We start from the raw sequence: 20,821 nt of genomic DNA, 5'->3' as shown, positions 1-20,821 counted from the left end.
GGGTGGGTAAATAAATTTTTAAAATTTTTTTCCGTTTATTCGTATATTAAAACACCAAGTACCACTCAGCCGAGCTGAGTGATACTGATTTTATGGTGAAAATGCTCACTCTTTATGGCGTTTAAGAATAGCTTGGCTCAATGTTTTGATTGTAGGCAGGCTTATCTCACTGTCTTGCGCGAGTATTCTTTGCTCCTTTAGTACGGCATGTAAGATGTCATGACTAGTAAGAGGATTCGCTAATACAACACGAAAGACAGTCGTTATTTTACGTTGCCATTGCTTTGGATGAATACGTGTACGAGAGACAAAAGACTTGCCTGATTCGCGCTGACGTTTTTGAATGAATTTAGTTAGGTCATTCAGTGCTTCGAGTAATGTATTGCGCTCGTGATCTGTTGCTAATAATAGAGCTTGCTGGGTGGCTTTAGGTACATAACGATAAGTCAGTAGACACAACTCGGGTTCAGTGACTAATTCAAAATCATCTTGCTGGTTGATTAGATCAGCAAAGTACTCGGCTTTTTCAATACTGCCATTGATCAGTAATTCATACCCTGGGCGACTTATAATATTGAGGCTAGCAAATAACAACATTGCCATACCACTACGAGAACCTTCAAGGGTATGACTACCCAAATCTTTCGAGCCCTTACGTAGTATGTATTCAGCATGATGTTCGATAGATGTCATTGAGGCTGGGTTTTTGAAAATAACCATGCCAGCACCCATAGGGACATAAAGTTGTTTATGCGCATCGATAGTCACAGAGTCAGCGCGTTCAATCCCTTTGAGTAAATGACGATACTTATTCGACATTAATGTCGCGCCACCCCAAGCTGCATCCACATGGAAATGACATTGGTGCTGTTCAGCAATAGAGGCGAGTTCATCGAGGGGATCGATATTACCAGTCTCAGTCGTACCTGCTACCCCAATAATCGCAATAGGTTTGATACGTTTAGTTTCAAGCTCAGCTAACGTTTTAGTTAGATCGTCGGTACGAATACGGTTATTTTCATCAGTTTTGATAGGGATAACACAGTCACGACCAATACCTAATATGTCAGCGGCTTTCTTCAAGGAGTAGTGGCCACGCTCTGACACTAAAATAGCGAGATCTTCATAGCCGTAGTGCTTCATCGCACGGAATAGACCTTCTTGCGCGACGCCACGGAATTCACCATCTGCTTTCAGTACGTTATTACGGGCAACCCAAAGTGCAGTGATGTTAGCGATTGTGCCACCTGAACAGAATGATCCCAAAGAGTGGTTGGCACTGTGCATCCACTGGGTGTAGAAATCGTCTGCTTGGTCATAAATTAGGTTGTGCATCATCCCAAGCACTTGACGCTCTAACGGTGTGAAGGCTTTTGAGGTTTCGATCTTCACTAGGTTTTGGTTCAGACCAATCATGATTTTTGATAGCGGCATTAAGAAGTAGGGTAATGCCGAAGTCATGTGACCAATAAAACTTGGTGCAGAAGTATGCACCGATTGCGCCACTAACTTGTCTAACAAAAATTGGGTGTGATCGGAAACAAAACTCGGTGTTTCGGGAATATCAGCGCTTGAGAAATCCTTCTCAATTTCGGCCAAAGGTTTTTCTACCGCCGCAATGTGGTGACGGAGAAATTCATTGAGGTTCTGGGAAATGTCCAGCTCAATGGCACCCAGCGTTGAGTCGGGTGCTTCGGGCACTGTAAAAATGCGATGCATCGATGCTAACGACGCGTCTGCTTGTCGGTTATCCACTACCATACGCTTTCTAACTAAAAAATTTCCTTACTTATAACATATTCGCCACAAACTCCCACAAAACTTATTTTTCATAAATAGTGGGCTAGGGTGTAATTAAGGTTAAATCGCTGGTTATTTGCTCAAAACTTGTAGTTTAAGCCTACGCTTGCCAGCAAACTATCTTCATCATAGAAGGTTATATTGGACTGCGATTGGTTGTAGCCAAGCAGCGAAACTGCAGACCAATCTTCCCACCCGAAAGGTTGGCGATATTCATATGCTAAGAAAGCTCCCCAGCGGTTGTCTTTTTGCTCTTTATCAAAAACTGGATTCACCTTATCGAAGGTAGCGTGATCGTAACTCACAGTGAAAGCAAAACTAGACGATCGAAATAGCTGAATAATACTGGCTTCACCGCCATAGATAGTATGTGCCATTGCTTCACCTTCACTATCTATACGGGTGTAGTTTAATGCGCCACGTAGCATCATGCCTCGACCGACAAATTTACTGTAAGACCCTTGAGCAAAAGCCACGTTTGCTTCTCGATCTAGTAATGCTTGATCTTGTGTATTGAAATTGGCGAATCCGCTTTTTTCATCGTCGTAACTCTGCTTACCGACAGCAAGTTCAGCAGAGAAGTTTGAACCCATAATTTTGTCTGCAGTCAGACGCAGCGCACGAGTTTTAACCTTGGTCTCTTCACGTTCTTCATTCAGAATAAAGGGATCTGCCCACGTAGCTTGTTTAATTAAGCCTGGAACGAAACTAAAACTGAATGTGCCTGTATCTTCAAACTTTTGGCGGAATCCGAGTTCTAAATGAAAGCGCCCAAGCGCAATGTCAGAACGACGAGTACCAAAGAAAACTTGTTGGTTAGCAGATTTGAATGTGTAATTTAGCGTGCCTAGTGGTGCAATAAGAAAGCTATCTTGGGTCGACGCTTTCTCATTGGGGGAAGAGAGTGTTTTGTTATCGGTATTAAATTGTGAGGTTGAGCGCGTATAACCCGTAATAACGGATATTTCACCGCCAAAACCAGGCTCCCAATCCATATTGGGTCTGCCAGCATAACTTGATGCTGATATGATAGCGAGGCAGATAAGCGAGTATCTTTTCATATAACATCCTTGTTATCACAATATTAGGGCTTCATGCCCAGATGTGTTTGTATTCTTATTGGCTGCAAGAATACAAACAGCTATGACAATTATACGGGGTGGTGGTCTAGTTGGATCAATTATTTACATTCGATACTTTCAATCTTAGTGATTTTTTCATTGTAAGCATTTAATGGCTTCTCAATATCACCAGGATGTGAAAGTAGATCCGCAAAAGCACTACGTAACTCGTAGTTTTTTGCATGTGGTGTACTTTGACGATCATCAAACGCCTGTTTAGCAAATTTACCTAACTCATCATCTTGCTGCGCAATAGCTTTAACGTCTTGTTGAGAAAGCTTCAACCAAGATTCGACAGATTGAGAAAAATCTAAGCGAGACTGATCATTTTCCAAGAACCAATCAAATGCCTGACGGTTCAGTTCAAAGTGGTGTTTACGGCCATCTAAAAACCATTGACCAACTTCTTGTAGGTTCTTGTCTTTTTGTACTGATAGGGTAACTAGGCTTTCGTACCATGACAAAGAAGCATCAATATACTGGTGATATTTATTGCTTAAGCAGGTATCGCTAGCCGCCATAGCTGTTGTAGGTACTAAGGCTAAAGAGAGTAGTAGAGCAGGTAACTTCATTGCCAATCCTTGAGAAAGTCATTGTTATTATTGACCAGACAACACAGGTTAGAGGTGTGTTTGGTATCTGTTTGATTGTAATGGCTTGATTGACAGAAAGAAAAGAATTCTTTATCAAAATGATACGGGTTTGGCATTCCTTAGTGTTAATCGTCGATACAAATAAAAAGAGGCTCAAAGTGAGCCTCTTTATTGTTTCTAACTGAAGTTGATTATTGGCGATTTTTCTTCATCGCAACTGAGATGCAGTAAGCTGCGCCTCCCCATGTGATCCCAAGGCCGAATAGCATCATGATGATTGCACCTGTAGTCATATTAAGCCTCCTTTTGGATTACGGGTTTAGATGTCACGTTAATAATGACAGCTACGATAAACATTGCTGCTACCAGTCCCCAACCTAGTATTAATAGGTCAGATGTTGCGTAGCCACCGTAGCCGTCGGTAAAGGTGTTGACCAAGTTTGTTGCCAGAATAATGGCTAGCATTGCTGGACTTAGGAAACGAAGACAGATTTCGAACCATTTACCAATGCTGAATTCAGAAATTTTGTTCACGTAATCACGTATATCTGAAATTTTAAATAGCCATGCAATAACAATCAATTCAACCAAGCAGCTTGCAAGCAGTGCAACGTTATTGATGAAGTAGTCCACCAAATCTAGTAGTAATAGACCACCGTTGGTAGCAAAGGCTAGCGACACAACGAAACCTGTACCACACACCACGGATGCGGCTTTTTTACGGCTCCAGTTTAGTTTGTCAATAATGGCCGATGTCACTGCTTCAATGATGGAGATGTGAGAGCTAAGCCCCGCCACAACTAACGCAAAGAAGAACAGTGGACCCAGAATATAAGGTGCTGGCAGTAGGTTAATCGCGGCTGGAATGGTCACGAAGGCCAAACCTACACCTGCTGAAACTACCTCTGTTATCGGTTTAGCTTGTTCTTGAGCCATGTAGCCTAGTACACCGAAAATCAACACACCCGCAGTGATAGAGAAACCACAGTTAATTAATACCGTCATGAAGGCGTTATTATTAATGTCTGATTTTTCAGGTAAGTAGCTTGAGTAAGCAATCATGATTGCAAAGCCGACACTTAGCGTAAAGAAGATCTGACCGTACGCTGCAGACCATACTTTGGCGTCTAGAATCTTACTGAAATCAGGTTGGAACAAGTAATTAAGACCATCCATAGCACCAGGTAGGAATAGCACTCGGCCAATGAGTCCCACAACCATTAGGAAAAGTAACGGCATCATGATTTTAGATGCACGTTCGATACCGCCTTTTACACCGGTAAAGATAGCTGCAAACGTAATACCCCAAGCCAGTACCATAGGAATTGCAATGTGCAGCTGAAGGCTACCTAGATTACTTGGTGAGTTGTCACCCAGTTGCAGGTACTCACTAAAGAAGAAGGCGTTAGTGTCCGCGCCCCAGCTTTGTGTAAACGAGTAACCAAGATAAGAAATAGCCCAACCAATAATAGCGACGTAATAAACCGCGATAATGGCAGCAATAAACACTTGGAACCAACCAAGCCATTCAAGTTTTCCGCCTAGCTTTGAAAAAGCTCGTGGTGCAGCACCACGTAACTTATGTCCAAGACTGAATTCCATGATCATGAAAGGGATACCGGCAGAAAGCATGGCAAAAAGGTAAGGGATAAAAAATGCGCCACCGCCGTTTTCATAAGCCATGTATGGGAAACGCCAGATGTTACCCAAACCGATGGCTGAGCCTACCGCGGCAAGAATGAATCCAGCGCGTGAGCCCCATTGTTCTCTCTTCATAAACAACTCCTTTTGTGCTGCTATTCTCTATTACGTATATAAAACCTAGAGAAAAATGCTGATTATTTCCATTTTTGTACACGATTTATGGATTGTTAAACCGTGTTGATATACCGAGAGTAACGAGAGAAAAAATGTAAAGCAATAGAGTGTAACTTTGTTAACAGGATTGGGTTTTGGTGTTAACTATTGCAGGGGGGAGTTGATTTGGCAGTGATTCCATGCATAAAAATACATTCTGGTTTTAATCACTAGTGGGGAGCTCATATATAGCGATATATTTTATTTTCAGTTTGAGTGTTATTGGCTGTAAAACCACCAGAAATCAGTATGAGACCATACTCGGTGCTACAAACAGTGATATTTTCAGCCAAATGAAAAATTATTCACAAAAATCAGAAAGAAAACTGCATCCCTAAATTGGTTTGAAACTGGCTAAATAAGTTCGAATCAATAGAGATCTTACACGTTTCATTCCCTGTAGGCAGCGTACAGATGGCAGTCGTGTTGCTTTTTACAACATTGGCTAGCCATCGACCTTCTAAGACAATACTTGCATTTTTAGTCAGTTCATATTCAAGCCCGCCAAACAAGCCTCCAGAGAAGAACAGATCTTTTTCAGACCAGGATGCATTAACAAAGGTGCCACCAAGGCTTGCGCCAAAGTAACTTTCTAATTGTTGCGTAGGTTGAAAGCGCAGCGAGCTTTGAAAGTGGAGATAGGTGAATTGACTATTGCCCGTCACTTCTTCGGTATCTGTATTTTGATGACTAAGGAAAAGGCCAACTCGACCAGGTTCGATATCAGTTTCGATTGCTATGTTATAGCTTGCAGCATGATTGACGGAGATGTTATCACCTGCGTCATTCTTCATTGTGCCCGAGTAGGTGTAGCCGATGGCTGGTGTAACATATATTTTTTCTGTATTTGCTAAGCCGCTGATTGGGAAGCAGGAAACGATACTGAGTGGAATGATATAACGAGAGAGTAATCGCATTGTTATGCCTTCTGTTTGGTATTGGTTTGTAGCGATATTGTGACAGCAATCTGCACTTCTCGCATATAATTCACGCTTAAACTTGAACTGAGCCTAAACTAGAGTTACAAAGATGTTAAAACATCATGTTGTGTAGGGGATTAGATTATGGATACTGATTTAAAATTAGCACTAGTTGCTGTTACTGCTGCATTGGGTATGATTGCAACGTTCTCATTTATTTCTGTTTTGGCGTAATCGCTTTAATTGTATAGCTTTGATTGTCACTGCGTTGTGATAGGAAATGCGCAAAATACACTCTTCTTATTAAACGAGACATTGATGGTGTCTCGTTCCATCTTTATTCAATAATTGATGATATATTGGTGACTTAGCCTCTGATAGCACTGCGTGTATTGGATATGACAAATCGCTTATCATTTAGTTTAAAACAATCAGATTTACATATAGTTGATCAAATTACCGGCCAATTAGCGGGTAATGAGTATAAGAAAATTGCTTTAGTCGTTCAGGGGGGAGGCCAGCGCGGTATTTTTACGGCTGGTGTATTTGACGCCTTCTTAGACGCTGGTTTTGACCCTTTTGACCTTTATATTGGTACGTCAGCTGGTGCATTAAACCTCTCATCTTATATCAGCCGTCAGCCGAAGTTTGGCTACAACTTTATTGTTAACTACACTACCCAAGATGATTTTTTTAATCTCTACAAGTACCTGAGTCAGCAAAAGCCTATGGACTTAGATTGGGCGCTGAAATGTGTTTCACCAGCAGGCTCGCTTCCATTAGATATTGATAAAGCCAAAGCCGTATTGACCAACCGCGTTGCTTTAGCATCAACAACACGAAAAGATACGTTAGAAGATATTTATTTACCGATGTTTGCCGACGATTGGAAAGATGTATTAAGAGCATCTTGCGCTATCCCCGTCCTTTATAATCAGCCAGTAAATATAAATGATCTTGAGTGGGTTGATGGTGGAGTTAGTGCTGCTGTGCCTGTGCAAGAAGCATGGCGTCGTGGCGCTGACTTAGTGATTGTAATTCGTACTGAACCAGTAGAAGAGCAAGATGAATGGGATGATATGTTCGATGACTGGCGTGACAAAATTGAGCAGTCTATTCCAGACTACATCGACAAAATTAATCGGAATCCATCGATTGGTAAATTACGAGCGGCACATTCAGACTTGTCACAGCGATTTCAGCTGTGGAAGCAAAGGCTAGATGATGAAGACAGTGTTCAACAAGATGCTGATTTCTCTGATGAGTTGAGAACAAATTCTCATTTACCAGAGAAAGTGAAATTGTTTTTGCAAAACCACAAAGATAAGCGTTTAACCAAAACTAACAACGGTAGCTGGAAATGGCTTGCTCATAATAATATGGAGCGATTCTTAAAGTTAACAGGGAAAGGTAAGAATGCTGACGTTATTGAAATGCTGACGCAGTATTATCAAAGTTGTCGTGAACAGTGTGATTTTCTGGCTAACGTACCTGACGGCTTGAAAGTGATCCAAATTGCGCCTGAGAAGGGTTTAAAAAGTCGAGCGTTATTAAGTGACAAAGATGATTTAGAAGTCGATTACCGTGAAGGAAAGGTAGTAGGAAGGGAGTTTGTGAGTCATTTTGCAGAGCTGATTCAAAATTCCAATAAGTCATCGTAGGCATGACTGCTGATTAGATTGTTTTTTAATTTACTTAAACAAAAAGGAGCACAATGTGCTCCTTTTTTAATGTTATTACAATAGCTTGCTGATTAAGCAAGTACTGTTTGTAGCCACGGCCAGCCTTGTTTCTTACGGCTTAGCGTGTCTGCCATCATTAGCATGCCATCTTTAGCGTGAGTGTCTAAAGTTGCATTCCATTCACCTTTGTAAAGCAGGCGAGTTGTGCTTGTTGTGATGTCAGTTAGCATTAGAGCAGCCATTGCTAGACCTTCTTCGTCACAACGACGTTGTAGATCAGCGTTTAGCTCTTCAATCATCGCGTCAACTTGCTCTAGTGTTGCTAGTTCGATTTGACCAACAACAACGTTACGCTCTTTGAATGGGTATGCTTTAAGATCTTTTTCTACTAGTTCAGCAGCAGAAAGACCTTGGATGTCAGTTTTTGCGATTAGAAGTTCTTTGATGAATAGGTCAAGATCTTCAACACCCGCTAGTGGTGCTAGTTCAGCAACTGCATCTTTGTCTTTTTGAGTACAAGTTGGAGAAGCAAAACCAACTGTGTCACTTAGAATTGCAGACATCATTAGCGTCGCAAGTTCACGTGTGATTTCAGTTTCTTCCATCTTGAATAGGTTGAACATGATGGTACAAGTACAACCAACAGGCCAGATCCATGCTTCCAGTGGGTTAACTGTCATCACATCACCTAGGCGGTGGTGATCAACAATACCAACGATTTCTGCATCAGCGATGTCATCTGGTGCTTGTGCTAGATCAGAGTAATCAACTAACCATACTTTTTCGCCAGCAACGCCAGTACACATTTCTGGTTGATCAACACCAGCAGTTTTTAGGATGTGCTGAGTTTCACGGTTTAGTTCGCCTTGACGAACAGCTTTCGCTTCTAGGCCGCGAGCTTTAAGAAGTTCAGCACCAACAAGTGCAGAACAAATGCTATCACTGTCTGGGTTCTTGTGACCAACAACTTGAATCATGATGTTTCCTTTACTGCGTCTTTTACAGCGTCAGTGCTGTAAGACTGAATGGGGCGTACTCAATCGTTAGATCGAGTTTTCTCGATGGCGTAATTTTAGAGATTTTCACAAAAATAACAATTGCGAGTGGCAAATTTCGTATTAGTTGATTAAAAGCCCACCTTTTTCTTGCTCTAATTGAAGGGCTTAGCGTCAAAGTTAACTGTTTCTACGTATAGGGGAAATGTGCTTTCGCGTCCTTGTGGTGCTTGATATATGATGGTTATCTCGAGAAATTCTCAACATGACTTTAACTTTTCACGGAGGAATACGTGCAAACAACTTTTATCGATGGTGATCTTGTTTATCGGCCGCATTCATTTGAGGTCCCTCTCAACTACGATTATCCCTCAGACAAGACGATTACTGTCTTTGCGCGAGAAATTGTTGCCAAGCAACAACAAGACACTGATTTACCTTGGTTGGTATATTTACAAGGTGGCCCAGGTTTCCCTTCGCCACGTCCAGATAGTAATAGCGGTTGGTTAAAGCGTGCGCTACAAGAATATCGTGTGTTGCTGCTTGATCAGCGCGGAACTGGGCAGAGTACGGTTATTTCTCATCAAACATTGGCCAGTCAATCAACTGATCAGCAAGTGGCGTACCTAGCACAATTTAGAGCGGATAATATTGTACGTGATGCTGAGTTTATTCGTGAGGCTCTGAAAGTGAAGCAGTGGTCGATACTCGGACAAAGCTTTGGTGGATTTTGTGCTCTCCATTATCTGTCATATTACCCTCAGAGTCTTACCCAGGCCTTTATTACTGGCGGGCTTGCTTCGTTAACACGCCATGCTGATGATGTGTATCAGGCCACATATCAACGTGTTTTGGATAAGAACGCACAATTCTTTTCACGTTTTCCTTCTGCCCAGCAACGCTGTAATGAAATTGCGAACTACCTTGTTGATAATCATGTGTTATTACCTAATGGGCAACATTTCACCGTTGAACAATTTCAGTTGATTGGGATTAATTTAGGCAGAAGCGGCGCTGAACTCCCTATGTACTACTTGCTTGAAGATGCCTTTGTTGAAGTAGATGATAAACGTGAGCTGAGTTATGCCTTTTTAAATAGCATGCTGATGGAGCAGGCCTACCAAACTAATCCTATTTATGCGATTTTGCATGAATCGATTTACTGCCAGCATACGGCGTCGGCTTGGTCTGCGCATCGTGTTCGCGATCAATACCCTCAATGTCATTATCAAAAAGGGCAAGACTTCTGTTTCACGGGTGAAATGGTTTTCCCTTGGATGTTTGATCAGCTGGAATGTTTAAAGCCATTAAAAGCCGCGGCGGACTTATTAGCTGAAAAGTCAGATTGGCCGCTGTTGTATGATGTTGATCAGTTAGCTCGCAATACTGTTCCAGTTGCTGCCGCCGTTTACCTTGAAGATATGTATGTTGAATATGCGTATAGCAAAGAAACGCTCACAACATTGAAAAACGCTAAAGCATGGGAAACAAATGAATATGAACACAATGGGCTAAAAGCTGATGGTGAGCGTATTTTAACACGGCTTATTCAGCTTGCTGACGAAATTGATGATCGTCAAATATAGCTGATTAACTCAATCTATTTTTGAAAAGCGCTCGTGATACAGGATAATAAGGTGTATATATGTTACATGTTATTATCCTGCATGAGATTTACCATGAACACTACCTCTAACTCTCATCGACACTCTCGACAAAACACCTTGATTACCGTCATGCTATATCTTCCTATTGTGCTTAGCTTGTGGCTACTGGCTGCCCATAGTTTGCGGTTTGGTCATTTTTTTGCATTTGGTGTTTTATTATTATCCCCACTTTTACTGCTAATTCGACAGCATTATATTTTACGTGTATGTCAAGTAACGCTCTTTAGTGGTGGACTATTTTGGATTTACACCACCTATGGCATGTTGAGTGTCAGGCTTGCTATGGGAGAGGACTGGCAACGGTTATTAGTGATTATGGGGGGGGTGATTCTTTTTACGATTTTTTCTTCTTGCTTATGTATGCATCCAAGAGTAGAAAAACACTATAGCTAGACTTTTCAATTTAACCCTATAAATTAAAGGGTTGTAATTGTTATAATATAACAATAATCTACAGGCATTCATTGATTGGTAATTAGCAGCTTAAATTAATAGCGCTTGTTTATGGCTGTTAGTTGCACAAAGTGCGCCTTGATGCTTATTAAGTTGGTGTCATCAACATACTACGCTGTTCATCTTTGTTTTTATTTAGAGTACGAGCGTATGTAATCTAGCCAGTTGGTTGTTTTCAATTGGTCGTAATGGGGCGATCGTAAGGACAAACCTGTTTTCACTGATTGATTTTAGCTATTATCAAACTAAGAGTTGGTCGAATTACCACTATCGTTTTCTTCTTGTATCTTACTGAAAAAGAGATGGTGTGTATTTTACGCCTAGATATGTGCCTTTGGGGTGATCCTGAAGGAATGAATAATTGTATGACCCGTTGTTCTCGGGCCATAAAGAAGAAGTACTTAGGAATAAGATGGTAAATGTAAGGGCGAGAGTGCCTTTTAAAGTTGGTCTTAAGAGCAATATTCCTGCTGATTTGCTTTCATTTAATGGCCTTGAGTCGGGTAAAGAGCATGTTGCGGTAATTTTCCGTGATGCTGATAAACTAGCGTCAGTGCCACTAGTTCGCATGCATTCTGAATGTTTGACTGGTGATGTTTTTCATTCATCACGCTGTGATTGTGGTGAACAGCTTGATGAAACCATCAATAAGATGGGCGAGCAAGGTGGTGTTATTTTATACCTTCGTCAAGAAGGGCGTGGTATTGGCCTCTACAACAAAATTGATGCTTATGAGCTACAGAGCCAAGGTATGAATACTTACGAGGCAAATAACCACCTTGGTTTTGGTGATGATCTACGTGATTTTACTGAAGCAGCATTAATGCTTAAAGCACTTGGCTTGAGTACGATTCGTTTAGTAACGAATAACCCAAAGAAGATCCGTGAATTAGAAGAGAACGGTATTACTATCGCCGAGGTTGTTGGTACAAAAGCGCATGTTAAAGACGGTAATGAAAGTTACCTGAAAACCAAAGCTTCACACGGTAAGCACCGCTTTAATTTCGATTAATATAGCTGATAGATATAATTCTAAAAACGCCTCCTTGTGAGGCGTTTTTTTATGCTTGTGGATAAGCGCGAATATTCTGTATTTATGCAGAGTAAGCAGTCCATAGGCCTCAGGAAAAAGGAAGTGATATTATGCTAATTCTCAGTAGAGGACGGCGTGCTGATTTCTCTATTGAATATGCATTACTTTTTCTAATCCAAATCATAATAAAGAATAGTGCTGAGTAACACGCTATTTTCTTGCCAGATTTCATCATCGGCTTTACTATCTGCGCATCTTAAAGCAGATATAGAAACTAAATAATATCGTTAAGGTAGATTATAGATTTACCTTATGAGTTATGGTTGGAGTAAAATTCTGCGATAGGACAATTTTTTCTCAATGAGAAACTCGTCTTTAATATATTGTTCTGTTGTGAGGGATTTGGTTGTGACTCAGCAATCACCAGAAACTAAAATGGCTCGTCTGTTATTTTTAATAATCATCTTAGCCGCTGTTGGCCAGATGACCCAGACGATGTACGTACCTGCTATTCCGGCGATGTCGGATTTCTTTTCCGTTGAATCTTCATACCTTCAAGCGGTAATGGCAGCGTATTTGATTCCGTATGGCTTATCTCAGTTCTTTTATGGTCCACTGTCTGACCGCATAGGACGTCGCCCTGTGATCATCATTGGTATGGTGATTTTCTTAGGCGGTACCGTGATGGCTATATTTTCGCCTAGTTATGAAGTGTTCTTATTGGCGAGCTTTGTTCAAGGTATGGGTACTGGTTGTGGTGGGGCAATGTGCCGTACTGTGACTCGTGACTGCTATAACGGCACTGATTTACATCGTGCTAATAGCTTAGTCAGTATGGGGATTATTTTTTCTCCTTTGCTTGCGCCAGTGCTTGGTGGTTATTTATCGAGTTACTTTGATTGGACAGCTAGCTACTATTTCTTGCTTCTATTTGGTGCGTTAGTCACGGTGGCGATGATGATGTTCTTCACTGAAACGTTACCACCGCAAAATCGTCGCCAAGAAAAAGTATGGGTAAGTTACCGCTATGTTGTCAGTAACCGTCAGTTCCAAGGCTATGTTTTATGCCTTATTGCTACCTTTGCGGGTATTGCAGTATTTGAAGCCGCGGCTGGTGTGTTGTTAGGTAGCGTATTGAAGTTAGAACCAACAATGGTGAGCTTTTTGTTTGTTCTGCCATTACCTGGTTACCTTGGTGGTTCATGGCTTTCTGCTAACCTAGTGAAAAAAATGGGTAATACCCGCGTACTTTACTTAGGTATGTCTGCGATTGTTCTCGGTGCCGTAACTATTTTAGTTCCAGGCCTAGCGGGTACAGTTACGGTGAGTTCACTGATTGGAGGTGCGTTCTTGTACTTCATTGGGGCAGGGGTATTATTCCCGGCAGCAACAACAGCAGCAATTGAACCATTCCCTAATCACGCGGGTACTGCTGGTGCGGTACTGGGTGGTTTGCAAAACTTAGGTGCGGGCTTAGCGACATTAGCAGCATCAATGATGCCTGCGGATAATCAATTAAGCTTAGGCATTGTGATGATAGTTATGTCTTTTATCGTCATGGTGAGCTTGAGTTGGGTGCGTAAAGGTCAGCAGCACGATACGGAGCTATTGGTGTAGCGCAACCTCGGTATTCTACTTAAAGAAAAGGCAGGGTGACTATTTTCATAGTTAGCCCTGCCTTTTTTGTTTAAATTATGCGATTAGCTTAATCGCGTTTCCATAAAATATGACAGAATTTATTTTCTGGGTCGCGGCTAATAAGAAGGCGCGCAAACACGTCATCAAGCACATCGTCCTCTTCATTTACAAGGCCAATGCGTACTTCAGCGAAAACATCCCCATCGATAGCAAAACCAACGTGCTCTGGCCAATCTGTACCCGTTTCGACAAGTTCGGCTGCACCACGGTCTTCGAATTGCGCAGTGAAAAGAATCACATCAACTGGCTCTAAGTTGTCTTGAGCCATCTCTAGAAAAATATCGTATGCAGCGTCGATCACATCATCGAAAGAGATCAGGTCTTGGTTTTCCATATAGTGCTTATAACTCTTACTATTTACAATTATGGGCAGTATATCTTGATACTAACGTAATTTGGAGATCTCATAGGCATAGATGGGTGACTATATGATGTTCTCGGCTACAATCTTAGCTTGTAGTTGTTGGATGTAGTTTTTTACGCTCATAGGTTTAGCAAACAAATAGCCTTGGCAGCACTCTATATTAAGCTGTCGGATCCGATCTGCTTGTTCTATGGTTTCAACGCCCTCTGCAATAACGATGCATTTAAAGCGTTTTGCGAGTTCACAAATGCTATCAAGAATTGAAGGTGTGGTGCCTGCGTTACTTGAGGCTGCGATAAAGGTGCGGTCTATTTTTAAAATATCAAAGCTTAGCTGTTGCAAGCGCGATAGTCCTGAGTAACCGCAACCAAAATCATCCAGCGCCCATGTTACCCCTTCTTTTCGCAGGCGTGCCATGCCACTTTGTAACTGTGTTAATTCATCGTCGGTAAATGTTTCTCGCTCTGTAAACTCGAGTACCAATCCTTTCTGTAGCGAGGGGAATTGGCGGATGATATTAATGAGTTTATGAACAAAATAAGGGCTCGCAATCATAGAAACAGTAACATTAAGCGACAAGTAATGCGTAGTAGATATCTTGTCGAGTATTGTTTTGTTACGACCGGCTTCTGCCAGTAATGTTAATGTTATCTCGTTGATCAAGCCTGTGTTTTCAGCAATAGTTAAAAATTCTGCTGGTGATGTTAAGCCATTTATAGGGTGTTCCCAGCGAAGAAGTATTTCTGCACCGAGCCATCTTTCCGTATTACTGCATACAATTGGCTGAAGGTACCCCGTAAATTCATTGTTTTTGATGCCTTGTTGGATCTCTGATTCAAGCGTACGACGGGTTTTATTGTATGAGTAAAGCATGACTAGTAATAAGGCTGTGAGTAATGAAGCGACCATCAAAGCAAACAGTATTTGGTCGTTAAATGCCTGTAATAACAGCGAACTGTTATAGCCAAGAGCGACTGAAAATGGGTAGTGCTTAGATGTAATCTCAACATGATTGATTAAATCTCTGCTGCTAATATTTTTGTTACCAGCGATGAATTTCCCACCATATACTACTTGCGCCTTCATCATGTTGCGCTGACCGAAATCGCTAATCCAAAAATCCATATAGGCTAAGTGAAGTGAAACCCTTACCCACATGTCTTTGTAGGGAACAAGATAATAGAGGTTCTTTTTGTTTCTTCGCTGATCGTAAGCGGTATAACTTATTCGGTCGGATCGTTGAGCTAAGTTGGTAGGAAGTTCAGATGAAATATCAAGATTTTGCTGCTGACTACGATCAGAACAAATGATCTTATTATTTTTTATAAAGCTGATACCTTTAATTGATACGGAGTCGAAAATAATGTCTTCGAGCAACAACCTATCATTTTGACTGCAAAAGTTTTTAACGGTATCGATGCTTGCTAGTTTGTGTTCAACGCCAAAGAATAAATTGTCTATGCGCACAACAGCACGTTGAGCTGTATGGTTCATTCGATGGTTTGTTTCAGCGGCTACCCACGCGAAATTTAGCGACATAGCTAAAATAAAAAACACAGAGGCAAAAAGAACGTTTTTTTTGCTGAACATACGCAGGTGAACACATAACCGAAGAAAGGTGGAGCAATATAGAGTAAAGCAAACTTGTTGCACAGTTTTTTTGTCATTAATGCTGGGAAAATTGATAAATTTTGATTTAGATTAATTTTTCAAAGTGTTTGTTTTTTGCGTACAGTAAATAACCGAATTTAAAGTGTATGGCGTGTTTTTTATGCGCAAGGGCAGAGCGTTGAGATTGCATGTCAAAATGGCCCGAAATCGTATATTATTTTGCTGATAAAACACGATCGAATGACAAGAAAGCAGGACACAATTGTGACAAAAAGACTGCCCGTTTTGAGTAGAGACCACGGCTTTCAACAAGAATACATGCCAGTACTGCTAGATGCTGTTAAGCAGTTTAGATCTGGCTTGAGCACTGCCTTTCATAGTATCTACTTAAATGGCAGTGTAGCGAGGCGCGATGCCGTTTGGGGAAAGTCTGATGTCAATTTTACCATTGTTGTAAAACATAAGCTCCAAAGCAATGAAGCATCGGCATTGAATGCTATAACGTGGCGTTTAACCAATCATTATCCACACGTGCGTAATGTCACGACCAAAGTGGTGGTCCTTGATGATGTACTTGGGTTAGCGGGTATTTTTGAGTGGGGAGTCTGGTTAAAGCATTGTTCTGTCTGTTTGAATGGCGATGATCTCTCTAGTCGCTTTGGTCACTTTGAAATTAGCTGGGATATAGCGCGTACTTTAAATGGTGATATAAAAACGCAGCTTAGCGAATATCGTCATAAAATAATGAAAACAAAAGTGACTGAAAATTATCTCGATTATTGTGAACATATTGGTAAGAAGATGATTTGGAGCGCGTATTGCTTAGTGCTACATCGTAAGCAACAGTGGGAGCTTGATATCAATAAAGGTGCGGATGTCTTCTTAGAGTATTTCCCTGAGCATTTAATGGACATAGAAAGAGCGTTTATTCTGGCTAGCCGCACTCAAGTGCCTAAAAAAGCCGCCATATTTTTAATGGATCAGTTTGGTGGTTGGCTGGTTGAAGAATTTGATAAAACTAACCGTCGTATTGGTTGATTCCGACTCTATTTTATTGCTTAAACGTTAGCACTCTCACCATTCATTTTTGCCATTATTGCTGAGGCTTCATTGCATTCATATTCCTCTGGGTTTGTATTAACCCGACAAAGTCGAGACTCTCAGGGTCAAACAGAAATCATTCTTTGGGTGAAGACAGATCAAGGACCAGTGCGGCTTGTTATTCGTGGTGATAGACCCGTTTGCTTTATTCCCGCTCAACACAAAACGCATGCACAGCAGTTATTACGACAAGCACAGATAAATACGACATGGCGTGATGTTCAATTATCGTCCTTTGAACATCAGCCTATGGTGGCATGCTATTGCGATACGTTACGCGATAGCCATCAGATCCCATTAATACTGGTAGCACAAAATATTGCCTGTTATGAAGCAGATATACGTTTAGCTGATCGCTTTTTAATGGAGCGCTTTATCCGCGGTGGTATTGTTTTTACAGGTAAGCCCATCACGAAAGGTGGATATGTCGAATTTCAGCAAGCGAAAGCAAAAGCAGGGGAATACCAACCTGAATTTTCGATGGTCTCACTCGACATTGAATGCTCTGAAAAAGGCATTCTCTATTCTGTTGGGTTACACAGCGAGCGTGATAGTCGCGTTATCATGGTGGGTGAACCGCAACAAATAGAGCATGCTGATCAGCCTGATTGGATCCAATGGGTCGATGATGAGAAAGCCCTGTTACTCGCACTAGAAGTTTGGTTTCAACAGTATGATCCCGATATCGTGATTGGCTGGAGTGTGGTGGATTTTGATTTTCGTCTTTTGTTAAAGCGGGCGGAATGGCATAACTTGTCGTTACGGATTGGTAGGGGAAAGCAAACACCGCATTGGCGACAATCAAGTAATAATAACCAGCAGGGTTTTATCTCGATTCCGGGCCGTGTGGTGTTAGATGGTATTGATACCTTAAAAACGGCAACGTACAACTTCCGATCTTGGTCACTTGAATCTGTTTCACAAGAGCTACTCGGTGAAGGAAAGTCGATCCATAATGTGCATGATCGTATGGCTGAAATTAACCATATGTTCCAGCACGACAAGCTGTCACTTGCGCGGTATAACCTACAAGATTGTAAACTTGTCACCCGTATTTTTGAACACACTCATCTACTGGATTTTGCGATTGAACGTTCACGTTTGACTGGTGTTGAACTTGATCGTGTTGGTGGCTCTGTCGCGGCATTTACTAACTTATACTTACCTCAGCTCCATCGTGCTGGCTATGTCGCGCCTAATTTAGAAAGCGAAAATTGGATCGCAAGCCCTGGTGGCTATGTGATGGATTCTAAACCTGGTTTATATGATTCGGTACTGGTCCTTGATTTTAAGTCGCTATATCCATCCATTATTCGTTCTTTTCGGATTGATCCTATGGGGCTGGTGGAAGGTTTATTGCTGGAAGAAGGCAAGGCGGATAATCAAGCTATTGCAGGGTTTCGTGGTGGGCAATTTCACCGTGAAAAACACTTCTTACCCGAGATGATAGAAGCATTATGGACTGCGCGTGATAAAGCGAAGCGAGATGGCGAGAAAGCCTTTTCGCAAGCCATCAAAATTATCATGAATTCCTTTTATGGCGTACTAGGATCGTCAGGTTGTCGGTTTTTTGATCATCGCTTAGCGTCATCAATCACGATGCGCGGGCATGAAATTATGAAACTAACGCGTGAATTGATTGAGCAACAAGGTTTTGAAGTTATTTATGGCGATACAGATTCAACATTTGTTTCTTTAAAGTCTGCTCATAGTGCGGTAGCTGCGGATAAAATTGGCCATGCGTTGGTTAAACATATCAATGCTTGGTGGACAGAGCACTTAGCCCAAGAATACGGTTTGTCGTCTGCGTTAGAGATTGAATACGAAACGCATTACCATAAGTTCTTGATGCCAACGATAAGAGGGCAAGAAACAGGCAGTAAAAAGCGTTATGCCGGGCTAATTGAGCGCAATGGCCAACAAGAGATCATCTTTAAAGGGCTTGAGACAGTTAGAACAGACTGGACGGTGCTAGCACAAGAGTTTCAGCAGGCGCTTTACCACAAGGTTTTCCATAATGAAGACGTAGACGAATACATCCGTGATTATGTAGAACGCGCAAATAGTGGTGAGTTTGATCATAAGTTAGTGTATCGCAAACGGCTGCGTCGTAAGTTGTCAGAATATCAAAAAAATGTTCCACCGCATGTGCGTGCAGCTCGGCAAGCCGATGCAATAAATGAAAAACTTGGACGGCCTTTGCAATACCAGCATGGTGGTTGGATTGAGTATGTCATTACACTAAATGGCCCAGAGCCGAAAGAAGCACTGCAAAGTACTATCGATTATCAGCATTATATAGACAAGCAATTGAAGCCTGTAGCAGATGGTATATTGCCGTTTATTGGAACGAGCTTTGAAGAGTTAATAGCCCCACAGATGGGCTTGTTTTAGTTTATATCAGGCGGATAGGCAAATAGTAAAGATTGGTTCATGCGGAGTGAGTAGCTCAGTAAACCACTGAGCTACTTTTTAGCATTAAGTGACGTGTAGATTAATCGAAGTAAGCAATAGAAACGATATCACTCTTATTAGCATGAATCGGATCAAACTTAATGGCTCCACGATTAGGAGTGCAAATCTTCAATATATCACCACAGTCGAAAATGGCTAATACAGTTTCATCGTTACGGAAAATGGTTGGAAGCGGTTTGCCAACCTCACACTGGCATGTGTCACCTTCATGTTTCCATTCAATTTGATGAATGCGTTTTTCTTGAGATGGCGCTGAAACATGATTGCCGATAGAAGTGAAAACTGATTCTGCTTGAGAGCGAGTTTCAGCTGATGGTACAAAAAAATCCATGGTTCCCTCCTGCTAATAGCGATATAGCTATGCATCTATTATGTATAGTTCCTCAACCAACGCTATAACAAATAAAGAGCATCATCAAGTAAACCAACAAAATTAGCTGCAATTTAATTACACTAATGTGGTGGCTAAACGCTGATAAATACGTGATTGTTGACTATATTCAATAGAATAGCGTAGTAATTTGCGGGGTAGATGAATGTGGAGCAATTAGAATTTTTCTCTATTCCAAGCCCGTGTATTGGCGTATGCCAAATGAATGAACGTGGATATTGTAGAGGGTGCATGCGCAATAGAAATGAGCGGTTTAATTGGCAGTCAATGGATGCGTCTGAACAAAGAAATACACTACGCTTATGTCGTCAGCGATATATTCGTATGCTAAAAGCCAAAGCGAATGAGTCAGTTGAAGCAGGGGAGGATAACCCACAGCAAGGGTTATTTTGATTGCAGTTAATAAGCATAAAAAAAGCGCCTAAAAGGCGCTTTCAAAATTCACAATGAACACGCAATTAGATGCGTTTGAAGTCCATGTGTTCAACTTTAGGCTTGAACACGTGACGTTGGATGTCTTGTGGCTTAACCTTAATTTCTTGACCGTCGATTACTAGAGTGATCTCTTCGTAAAACTCAGGCTTATCCATTTGGTTGATCACATCGCTGTGTAAAAGTTCGATAGCGATAGGAGCTGCTTCACCACCGTAGATGATAGCTGGGAACTTTTCTGCAAGACGTAGACGGCGGCTCGCACCTTTACCTAGATCTGTACGTACAACTGCTTCAAATTTCATTTTATATACTCTTTAATAAATAATTCACTGAGCAATGCGACCTTGCTCAATGTCGTTAAAAACGAGCGCGAATTCTACCGTTGCACACTAGATAACGCAAGGTGAATTATAGCTTTTTATCTTCAATCAATAATATAAAAGTCATCGAGCGTATTAAGTGATGTGGTTGTTTTAATTTTGAACAAAGCCATATAGTTAGGATGATGTGACGTGTGGCTATAAAAAGACCGTAGAAGTAAAATAATGCATTGACAAATGCCAAATTAAGCAAATAAACATCAAAAGTGCGATCTGGATCATATTGCTAATGATAGTAATTATCG

General features: G+C 41.3%; 19 protein-coding genes. 8 read left to right on the top strand and 11 right to left on the bottom strand.

The window, feature by feature from the left end; translation table 11 throughout:
- Window positions 1–105 precede the first annotated feature (105 nt).
- From panP to ASV53_RS13200, 6 genes are all read right to left on the bottom strand, one after another.
- The gene (gene panP, locus ASV53_RS13220) at window positions 106–1,761 is read right to left on the bottom strand and encodes a pyridoxal-dependent aspartate 1-decarboxylase PanP (RefSeq protein WP_094957408.1); all 1,656 of its coding nucleotides are present in this window, start codon (window positions 1,759–1,761) and stop codon (window positions 106–108) included.
- Window positions 1,762–1,880: 119 nt separating this feature from the next.
- A complete protein-coding gene (locus tag ASV53_RS13215; protein ID WP_094957407.1) occupies window positions 1,881–2,861 on the bottom strand; it encodes a DUF2860 domain-containing protein in 981 nt (326 codons plus the stop codon).
- 119 nt (window positions 2,862–2,980) lie between these two features.
- On the bottom strand, window positions 2,981–3,493 hold the full coding sequence (locus tag ASV53_RS13210; protein ID WP_094957406.1) for a hypothetical protein: 513 nt from the start codon (window positions 3,491–3,493) through the stop codon (window positions 2,981–2,983).
- A 212-nt stretch (window positions 3,494–3,705) separates the two neighbouring features.
- Window positions 3,706–3,807: a MetS family NSS transporter small subunit gene (locus ASV53_RS25180; RefSeq protein WP_141226244.1), complete on the bottom strand. Its 102-nt coding sequence runs from the start codon at window positions 3,805–3,807 to the stop codon at window positions 3,706–3,708.
- A gap of 1 nt (window position 3,808) precedes the next feature.
- Window positions 3,809–5,290 carry a sodium-dependent transporter gene (locus ASV53_RS13205; protein WP_094957405.1) on the bottom strand — a complete coding sequence of 494 codons (1,482 nt, stop codon included), beginning with the start codon at window positions 5,288–5,290 and terminating at the stop codon, window positions 3,809–3,811.
- 395 nt (window positions 5,291–5,685) lie between these two features.
- Window positions 5,686–6,288 carry an outer membrane beta-barrel protein gene (locus tag ASV53_RS13200; protein ID WP_094957404.1) on the bottom strand — a complete coding sequence of 201 codons (603 nt, stop codon included), beginning with the start codon at window positions 6,286–6,288 and terminating at the stop codon, window positions 5,686–5,688.
- Between the two features lie 147 nt (window positions 6,289–6,435).
- Here ASV53_RS13200 and cydH point away from each other — a divergent pair, with 147 nt between their 5' ends.
- Complete coding sequence (cydH, locus tag ASV53_RS25175) at window positions 6,436–6,525, top strand: cytochrome bd-I oxidase subunit CydH (protein WP_141226243.1); 90 nt, start codon at window positions 6,436–6,438, stop codon at window positions 6,523–6,525.
- 164 nt (window positions 6,526–6,689) lie between these two features.
- Window positions 6,690–7,952: a patatin-like phospholipase family protein gene (locus ASV53_RS13195; RefSeq protein WP_094957403.1), complete on the top strand. Its 1,263-nt coding sequence runs from the start codon at window positions 6,690–6,692 to the stop codon at window positions 7,950–7,952.
- A gap of 92 nt (window positions 7,953–8,044) precedes the next feature.
- Here ASV53_RS13195 and ASV53_RS13190 read toward each other — a convergent pair whose 3' ends face one another.
- Window positions 8,045–8,950 carry a manganese-dependent inorganic pyrophosphatase gene (locus tag ASV53_RS13190; RefSeq protein ID WP_094957402.1) on the bottom strand — a complete coding sequence of 302 codons (906 nt, stop codon included), beginning with the start codon at window positions 8,948–8,950 and terminating at the stop codon, window positions 8,045–8,047.
- Between the two features lie 311 nt (window positions 8,951–9,261).
- Here ASV53_RS13190 and ASV53_RS13185 point away from each other — a divergent pair, with 311 nt between their 5' ends.
- The 3 genes from ASV53_RS13185 (at window position 9,262) to emrD (ending at window position 13,738) form a co-directional block, all read left to right on the top strand.
- Window positions 9,262–10,554 (top strand): alpha/beta fold hydrolase, encoded by a 1,293-nt coding sequence (locus tag ASV53_RS13185; protein ID WP_094957401.1) that lies wholly within the window; start codon window positions 9,262–9,264, stop codon window positions 10,552–10,554.
- A gap of 946 nt (window positions 10,555–11,500) precedes the next feature.
- Window positions 11,501–12,100 (top strand): GTP cyclohydrolase II, encoded by a 600-nt coding sequence (locus ASV53_RS13175; protein WP_062690535.1) that lies wholly within the window; start codon window positions 11,501–11,503, stop codon window positions 12,098–12,100.
- A gap of 456 nt (window positions 12,101–12,556) precedes the next feature.
- The gene (gene emrD, locus ASV53_RS13170) at window positions 12,557–13,738 is read left to right on the top strand and encodes a multidrug efflux MFS transporter EmrD (protein ID WP_189337874.1); all 1,182 of its coding nucleotides are present in this window, start codon (window positions 12,557–12,559) and stop codon (window positions 13,736–13,738) included.
- 88 nt (window positions 13,739–13,826) lie between these two features.
- Here the strand turns inward: emrD and ASV53_RS13165 are convergent, their stop codons facing one another.
- Together ASV53_RS13165 and ASV53_RS13160 are read right to left on the bottom strand one after the other, a co-directional pair.
- Entirely contained in the window at window positions 13,827–14,153 is a 327-nt protein-coding gene (locus ASV53_RS13165) for an HI1450 family dsDNA-mimic protein (RefSeq protein ID WP_062690537.1), read from the bottom strand.
- A gap of 90 nt (window positions 14,154–14,243) precedes the next feature.
- The gene (locus tag ASV53_RS13160; protein ID WP_189337873.1) at window positions 14,244–15,677 is read right to left on the bottom strand and encodes an EAL domain-containing protein; all 1,434 of its coding nucleotides are present in this window, start codon (window positions 15,675–15,677) and stop codon (window positions 14,244–14,246) included.
- Between the two features lie 381 nt (window positions 15,678–16,058).
- On the opposite strand from ASV53_RS13160, the gene ASV53_RS13155 reads away from it, so the two are divergent.
- Both ASV53_RS13155 and ASV53_RS13150 read left to right on the top strand, forming a co-directional pair.
- Window positions 16,059–16,832 (top strand): nucleotidyltransferase domain-containing protein, encoded by a 774-nt coding sequence (locus ASV53_RS13155; RefSeq protein WP_239928792.1) that lies wholly within the window; start codon window positions 16,059–16,061, stop codon window positions 16,830–16,832.
- Window positions 16,833–16,904: 72 nt separating this feature from the next.
- Complete coding sequence (locus ASV53_RS13150; protein WP_094957398.1) at window positions 16,905–19,289, top strand: DNA polymerase II; 2,385 nt, start codon at window positions 16,905–16,907, stop codon at window positions 19,287–19,289.
- A 100-nt stretch (window positions 19,290–19,389) separates the two neighbouring features.
- Here ASV53_RS13150 and ASV53_RS13145 read toward each other — a convergent pair whose 3' ends face one another.
- A complete protein-coding gene (locus tag ASV53_RS13145) occupies window positions 19,390–19,701 on the bottom strand; it encodes a hypothetical protein (RefSeq protein WP_062690542.1) in 312 nt (103 codons plus the stop codon).
- Window positions 19,702–19,902: 201 nt separating this feature from the next.
- Here ASV53_RS13145 and ASV53_RS13140 point away from each other — a divergent pair, with 201 nt between their 5' ends.
- Window positions 19,903–20,154, top strand: coding sequence for a DUF1289 domain-containing protein (locus tag ASV53_RS13140; protein ID WP_189337872.1), 252 nt, complete (start codon window positions 19,903–19,905; stop codon window positions 20,152–20,154).
- A 65-nt stretch (window positions 20,155–20,219) separates the two neighbouring features.
- On the opposite strand, the gene rplY is transcribed toward ASV53_RS13140, so the two are convergent.
- The gene (rplY, locus tag ASV53_RS13135; protein WP_062690543.1) at window positions 20,220–20,498 is read right to left on the bottom strand and encodes a 50S ribosomal protein L25; all 279 of its coding nucleotides are present in this window, start codon (window positions 20,496–20,498) and stop codon (window positions 20,220–20,222) included.
- Window positions 20,499–20,821: the final 323 nt, after the last annotated feature.

This window comes from Photobacterium sanguinicancri (assembly GCF_002265265.1).
GTDB lineage: Bacteria > Pseudomonadota > Gammaproteobacteria > Enterobacterales > Vibrionaceae > Photobacterium > Photobacterium sanguinicancri.
This window is presented reverse-complemented; position numbering and strand designations above follow the sequence as displayed.

What these genes read in the sequence shown, in the direction of transcription:
- panP (WP_094957408.1), bottom strand. Translation starts at nt 1,761, where the DNA reads ATGGTAGTGGATAACCGACAAGCAGACGCGTCGTTAGCATCGATGCAT.
- ASV53_RS13215 (WP_094957407.1), bottom strand. Translation starts at nt 2,861, where the DNA reads ATGAAAAGATACTCGCTTATCTGCCTCGCTATCATATCAGCATCAAGT.
- ASV53_RS13210 (WP_094957406.1), bottom strand. Translation starts at nt 3,493, where the DNA reads ATGAAGTTACCTGCTCTACTACTCTCTTTAGCCTTAGTACCTACAACA.
- ASV53_RS25180 (WP_141226244.1), bottom strand. Translation starts at nt 3,807, where the DNA reads ATGACTACAGGTGCAATCATCATGATGCTATTCGGCCTTGGGATCACA.
- ASV53_RS13205 (WP_094957405.1), bottom strand. Translation starts at nt 5,290, where the DNA reads ATGAAGAGAGAACAATGGGGCTCACGCGCTGGATTCATTCTTGCCGCG.
- ASV53_RS13200 (WP_094957404.1), bottom strand. Translation starts at nt 6,288, where the DNA reads ATGCGATTACTCTCTCGTTATATCATTCCACTCAGTATCGTTTCCTGC.
- cydH (WP_141226243.1), top strand. Translation starts at nt 6,436, where the DNA reads ATGGATACTGATTTAAAATTAGCACTAGTTGCTGTTACTGCTGCATTG.
- ASV53_RS13195 (WP_094957403.1), top strand. Translation starts at nt 6,690, where the DNA reads ATGACAAATCGCTTATCATTTAGTTTAAAACAATCAGATTTACATATA.
- ASV53_RS13190 (WP_094957402.1), bottom strand. Translation starts at nt 8,950, where the DNA reads ATGATTCAAGTTGTTGGTCACAAGAACCCAGACAGTGATAGCATTTGT.
- ASV53_RS13175 (WP_062690535.1), top strand. Translation starts at nt 11,501, where the DNA reads ATGGTAAATGTAAGGGCGAGAGTGCCTTTTAAAGTTGGTCTTAAGAGC.
- emrD (WP_189337874.1), top strand. Translation starts at nt 12,557, where the DNA reads ATGGCTCGTCTGTTATTTTTAATAATCATCTTAGCCGCTGTTGGCCAG.
- ASV53_RS13165 (WP_062690537.1), bottom strand. Translation starts at nt 14,153, where the DNA reads ATGGAAAACCAAGACCTGATCTCTTTCGATGATGTGATCGACGCTGCA.
- ASV53_RS13160 (WP_189337873.1), bottom strand. Translation starts at nt 15,677, where the DNA reads ATGAACCATACAGCTCAACGTGCTGTTGTGCGCATAGACAATTTATTC.
- ASV53_RS13145 (WP_062690542.1), bottom strand. Translation starts at nt 19,701, where the DNA reads ATGGATTTTTTTGTACCATCAGCTGAAACTCGCTCTCAAGCAGAATCA.
- ASV53_RS13140 (WP_189337872.1), top strand. Translation starts at nt 19,903, where the DNA reads ATGAATGTGGAGCAATTAGAATTTTTCTCTATTCCAAGCCCGTGTATT.
- rplY (WP_062690543.1), bottom strand. Translation starts at nt 20,498, where the DNA reads ATGAAATTTGAAGCAGTTGTACGTACAGATCTAGGTAAAGGTGCGAGC.